The sequence below is a fragment of the Asanoa sp. NPDC050611 genome (genome assembly GCF_040654855.1).
GTDB lineage: Bacteria > Actinomycetota > Actinomycetes > Mycobacteriales > Micromonosporaceae > Asanoa.
This window is the reverse complement of the sequence record NZ_JBFAIU010000441.1, coordinates 1-5,226: the sequence shown is the minus strand read 5'-3', so window position 1 is coordinate 5,226 and position 5,226 is coordinate 1. Positions and strand designations below refer to the sequence as shown.

The 5,226-nt window shown below is 70.9% G+C and carries 6 protein-coding genes and 1 pseudogene; 3 read left to right on the top strand and 4 right to left on the bottom strand.

The genetic code is table 11. The features are described from left to right. From AB0H87_RS37565 to AB0H87_RS37555, 3 genes are all read right to left on the bottom strand, one after another. Positions 1 to 2,513 (bottom strand): DUF4062 domain-containing protein (locus tag AB0H87_RS37565; RefSeq protein ID WP_360157169.1); only part of this gene is annotated, 2,513 nt, incomplete at its 3' end. A gap of 150 nt (positions 2,514 to 2,663) precedes the next feature. Further along, entirely contained in the window at positions 2,664 to 2,894 is a 231-nt protein-coding gene (locus tag AB0H87_RS37560; RefSeq protein WP_360157166.1) for a 4-oxalocrotonate tautomerase family protein, read from the bottom strand. A gap of 14 nt (positions 2,895 to 2,908) precedes the next feature. Next, positions 2,909 to 3,601, bottom strand: coding sequence for an SDR family oxidoreductase (locus tag AB0H87_RS37555; RefSeq protein ID WP_360157163.1), 693 nt, complete (start codon positions 3,599 to 3,601; stop codon positions 2,909 to 2,911). Between the two features lie 106 nt (positions 3,602 to 3,707). On the opposite strand from AB0H87_RS37555, the gene AB0H87_RS37550 reads away from it, so the two are divergent. The 3 genes from AB0H87_RS37550 to AB0H87_RS37540 all read left to right on the top strand — a co-directional run bounded on the left by AB0H87_RS37550 (position 3,708) and on the right by AB0H87_RS37540 (position 4,995). Further along, positions 3,708 to 4,340 carry a TetR/AcrR family transcriptional regulator gene (locus AB0H87_RS37550; RefSeq protein WP_360157160.1) on the top strand — a complete coding sequence of 211 codons (633 nt, stop codon included), beginning with the start codon at positions 3,708 to 3,710 and terminating at the stop codon, positions 4,338 to 4,340. 157 nt (positions 4,341 to 4,497) lie between these two features. Further along, entirely contained in the window at positions 4,498 to 4,701 is a 204-nt protein-coding gene (locus AB0H87_RS37545; RefSeq protein ID WP_360157157.1) for a cold-shock protein, read from the top strand. Between the two features lie 75 nt (positions 4,702 to 4,776). Continuing rightward, complete coding sequence (locus AB0H87_RS37540) at positions 4,777 to 4,995, top strand: hypothetical protein (protein WP_360157154.1); 219 nt, start codon at positions 4,777 to 4,779, stop codon at positions 4,993 to 4,995. A gap of 142 nt (positions 4,996 to 5,137) precedes the next feature. Here AB0H87_RS37540 and AB0H87_RS37535 read toward each other — a convergent pair. Further along, positions 5,138 to 5,226: pseudogene (locus tag AB0H87_RS37535) on the bottom strand (DedA family protein); the annotation flags it as partial.

Below are 5,226 nucleotides of genomic sequence, written 5' to 3'. Positions count from 1 at the left end.
GTCTCGGCGTCGGCGAGGATCCGCTGCGCCAGCGGCAGCAGCGTCTCGCCGGCCGGCACGGCCTCGCGGTGGGCGTCCGAGCGGGGCCACGGCGGCACGTACGCCTGCATCCACGCCGTGCCCGCGAAGGTCCGCAGCTTGCGGGCGGCGGAGGTCAGCCGCACCGACCGGGCCAGGTCACCGGCGCGGGCCGCGAGGTCCGCGAGCGCGTCGAGGTAGACCGCGCTGCCGGCCTGGTCGCTCGCCGCGGCCGACAGGCGCAGCCCGGTGGCGAGGTAGCCGGCCGCGGTCTCCGGATCGCCCGCGGAGGTCGCGGTGACGGCGAGGCTGTAGAGCGCCACGACCTCGCCGAGGTGGTCCTCGGTCTTGCGCGCTATCCGCAGCCCGCCCGCGTACTCCTCCGCCGCGGCGGCGTAGTCGCCCTCGTTGAGCGGCACGAGCGCGAGCCGCGTGTGGTAGAGCGCGGCCATCCAGATCTCGCCGATCCGCTCACTGATCTGCTTGGTCTCGCCGAGCAGCGCGCGGGCCTGCGGGTAGTCGCCGCGGGACAGGGCGAGCTGGCCCAGCATGCCGGCCGCGCGCGCGTTGACGTCCTGGTCGCCCAGCTCGCGCAGGATGGGCAGGACCCGCTCGAGCTGCACCCGGCCGCGTTCCTGGTCGCCGCTGAGGAACGCGATGGCGCCGTCGCCGAACAGCGCGTGCGAGTACGCCCTGGGCGACATCGAGTCGGCGTGCTCGAGGATCCGCCGGACCGTCCGGGCGCCCTCGTCGATGTGGCCGCGCAGCCACCACAGTGGCCAGAGCATCCAGGCCAGCCGCACCGCGTCATCCATCTCGTCGTTGTCGATGAACCAGTTGACCGCGGCACGCAGGTTGTCGTGCTCGGCCGCGAGCAGGTCGACCGCCGCCGGGTCGGTGGAGGTCTGGCCGACCGGCGGCGCGGTCGCCACGGCGAAGGCCAGGTAGTAGCGGGCGTGCCGCTCGTGGGTCTCCGCCCAGTCGAAGTCCTCGCGCAGCCGGTCGAGGGCGAACTCGCGGATCGTGGCCAGCATCGACATCCGCGGCTCGGGGCCGCGCACGTCCTGGGTCACCAGGCTGCTCTCGATCAGGGCGGTGAACGTCTCGAGCGCCGCGTAGCGGTCGGGCATCGCGACGAGCGCGGTGCCCGCCTCCAGGTCGAAGCCGCCGGAGAAGACCCCGATGCGGGCGAAGGTCTGCTGCTCCTCCGGGCGCAAGAGCTGGTAGCTCCAGGCGATCGTGTCGCGCAGCGTGCGCTGCCGGGCCGGCAGGTCGCGCGCGCCGCCGGTCAGCGTGCCGAGCCCGCGCTCGAGCCGCTCGGCCAGCACCCACAGCGGAAGCACCCGGACCTTGGCCGCGGCCAGCTCGACCGCCAGCGGCAGCCCGTCGAGCCGGCGGACGATCTCCGCTATCGCGGCCGCGCCGTCGGCGTCGACGCGGAAGTCGGACCGGACGCCCCGGGCCCGCTCGACGAAGAGCTGCGCGGCGCCGTCCTTGACCGCGCGCAACGGATCCTCACGCGGGTCGGGTATGCGCAGGGGTGGTACGTCGAAGACGTGCTCGCCGGTCAGCCGGAGCGGCACCCGGCTGGTGGCCAGCACCCGCAACCGTGGGCAGGTGTCGAGCATGGTGCTGATGACGGTGGCGGCGTCGGTGAGGTGCTCCATGTTGTCGACGACGAGCAGGATCGACCGGTCCCGCAGATAGGCGACCGCGTTCTCGATGGCCGACTGGTTGGGCATCGTCCACAGGTTCAGCGAGGTGGCGATCGCCATGCCGACCGAGTCCGGGTCCGTGACCGCCGAGAGGTCGGTGAACGCCACCCCGTCGGCGAACGTCGGCCCGAGCGTCTCGCCGAGCTGCAGCGCCAGCCGGGTCTTGCCGACCCCGCCCGGCCCGGTGAGCGTGACCAGCCGCACGTCGTCGCGGGTCAGCAGGTCGCTGAGGGCACGCTGCTCGGCAGCGCGGCCGAGGAGCTGGTTGGGCGGCACGGGCAACGGGGTGCGCGTGCCGTTGTCGGGGCGCGCGGGGCTGACCGGGTTGAACCGCTCGGTGAGCAGGAGCGCGACGTCGTCGCCAACCACCCGGCGCAGCTCGTCGGCCGAGTGGAAGCGGCGGTAGCTCACCTGGGCGTCGTGGCGGATACGGTCGAGCAATGCCGAGAGCCGCGGGTCGCGACCGTTGGCCGGGCTCTTGACGTAGATCAGCTTGGGCAGGTCGCCGGCGGCCCGGAACTCCTGCTCGATGCCGGCGACGTCGGATTCGGGCTCGACCCAGCCGTAGCTCTCGCCGTAGATGCCGATGAAGAGCTGGCTCTCGCCGATGTAGTCGCGGTAGACGTCCGGGTCGCGGGGGCGCCGGGCACCGAGCTCGAACATGACCGGGACGAGCCGCATCCGCGCGATGGTGTCCCGCACCGCGAGGCGCTCGTCCTCCAGCTCGTCGAGTGCCGATGAGATGAAGATGCGCAACCGGCGATCGGGGTTGTTGATCATCGATTGCGCCTGGCCAGCGTCCGGCTCACCCCAGCTTGCCATGGAAAATCATCACATCCCCCCGTCAGGACTGAAATTACTCCTGACAGGGGGCGTCGCCCACCGCGCGGGGGCCGGCTCCGCGGCACCGACCCCCCGCGCGAGCTGGCGCTATTCGGCGCGGCGGCGGGCCCGGAACTCCTCGACGGGAAGCCCACCCCAGCCCCAGTTCGCCGTCTCCACCTCGTCGATCACGACGAACGTGGACTCCATCGGCTTGCCGAGCACGTCGAGGAGCAGCTTGCTGACGCCGTGGATGAGCGCCGCCTTCTCCGCCGGCGTGGGCGCCGTCGCGCCGGGCGTGGTGCCTTCACGGGTGATCTGGATGTTGACGTACGGCATCGCTGCCTCCTTGGTCAGTGTCCGGCGTTCTGGCCGCCGTCGACGTGCAGGATCTCGCCCGTCACGAACGGCGCCGACTCGAGGTAGACGACCGCGTCGACGATGTCTCCGGTCTCGCCCATCCGGCCGACCGGGTGCAGCCCGTCGAAGGTCGGGTGGTACTCGACCGGGTGCATCGGGGTCTTGATGATGCCCGGCGCGACGGCGTTGACCCGGACACCGCGGCGCGCGTACTCGATGGCCAGTGACTTGGTGGCGGAGCTGAGCCCGCCCTTGGTCAGCGACGCGAGCACCGACGGCACGTTGGAGTTGGGCTGGTCGACGAAGCTCGTGGTGATGGTCACCACGTGGCCGGCCCCCGTGGCCAGCAGGTGCGGCAGCGCCCGGCGGGTCAGCTGGAAGAACCCCGCCACGTTGACGCCCATCAGCAGGTCGAAGTCCGCGTCGGTGTAGTCGGTGAACGGCTTGGCCACGAAGACGCCGGCGTTGTTCACGACGGTGTCGATCCGGCCGAACCGGTCGAGCGCCGCGGCGACCACCCGCTCGGCGGTGCCGGGCGCGGCGATGTCGCCCTGCACGGTCACGACCATGGGGTCGTCGGGGTCGGCGATCGAGCGCGAGGTGGCCACGACCCCGTAGCCGAGCTTGCGGTACGCCTCGACCAGGCCGGCGCCGATCCCCTGTGATGCGCCGGTGATCACAGCCACCTTCGGTCCCTGATTCATTGCGTTACCTCTCATGATCGGACATCTCGTCGCCACTAGACGACTGGTCGACTAAAAGCTAGATGACCGGTCGTGTATTCTCCAAGGCGTGGGACGGACGAGTGACGCGCGTGACAAGATCCTCGAAGCCGCCAAGCTGCTGTTCGAGCAGCGCGGCTACTCGGCGATCGGCGTGGCCGAGATCTGCACGACGGCGGGCGTGCCGAAGGGCAGCTTCTACTACTTCTTCGAGTCCAAGCAGGCGCTGGCGCTCACCGTGATCGACGAGCACTGGGCCGCGCAGCAGGCCCAGTGGGTCTCGATCCTGCGCGGCGAGGGCGATCCGCTGCGCCGGCTGCGGGAGCTGTTCGAGGCGACCGAAGAGGTGCAGCGCGCCGGGCAGGCACGCGCCGGCGTGGTCGTCGGCTGCCTGTTCGGCAACCTCGCGCTGGAGTTGAGCAACCAGGCCGAGGAGATCCGCAAGCGGCTGCAGGAGATCTTCGAGGCCCAGATCGACCTGATCGAGCAGGTGGTGCTCGAGGCGAAGGCGGCGGGCCTGGCCGGCGCGGCGGTCGACGCGCGCGAGGCCGGCCGGTCGATCGTGGCCCAGATCGAGGGCCGCGTGCTGCTGGCCAAGCTGCTCAACGACCCGCGGCAGCTCGACTCGCTGTGGCGCGACACGCTCGACCTCTTGCAGGTGCCCCAGCAGTCACGGTCGGCCGACGCGGGGCGGGCGTGCTAGATTGCCGACATTGCGGTCTTGTGTTCCCCATACCTTGCGGACGCCCGGGTGACGTGCCACGGGCGTTTTGTGTTTGTACCGGTTCGCCGGTCGGGATGGATGCATGCGGCAATCGCGGCGCCCGCACACGGCGGGCACCATTCCGAGAGGTAAGACAATGGCAGTAGGCACCGTCAAGTGGTTCAACGCCGACAAGGGTTTCGGCTTCATCGCGCAGGACGGCGGTGGCCCGGACGTGTTCGCGCACTTCTCGGCCATCGACTCCAGCGGCTTCCGGTCGCTGGAGGAGAACCAGCGCGTGGAGTTCGACATCCAGCAGGGCCAGAAGGGCCCGCAGGCGGCCAACATCCGCGTGATCTGAACCGCACCGACCGTGTCCCCACGGCACCGCCGGCGCGGTGGGGACACGACCTCGGCGCACCCCCGGAGATTGACTGTGATCGTGCTCTTTCTCGGCGGCCCCTGGCATGACCAACGACACGACGTCGCCCCCACGCGTCAGTCCGCCGGCCACCTCCCGCTGCACTTCGCCGTGCCCACGTTCGACGGCGTGCGGCCCCGACAGGTGACCTACACCAGGCGGTTCGTGCGCTCCGCGGGCACCCGCCTCCCGGTCTACGTGTCGCCCGACTACGAAGGACCGGCGCGCGGGTGAGCCGCTCGACCCGCGCTTGCCGGAAAACACCCGCCCGGCGGGCGACTGACGCCGCTGGGTGTTAAACTGCGCATATTGCATTTCATGTTCATACCTTGCAGACGCCCGGGTATAGCGCCACGGGCGTTTTGTGTTGGGCCGGTGCGCCGGTCGGTATGGACACCAGGCTGCGCACCACCGGCACGCACCGTCCGAACAGGACAGCCGCGTTCTCATGCCGCTCGAACCACC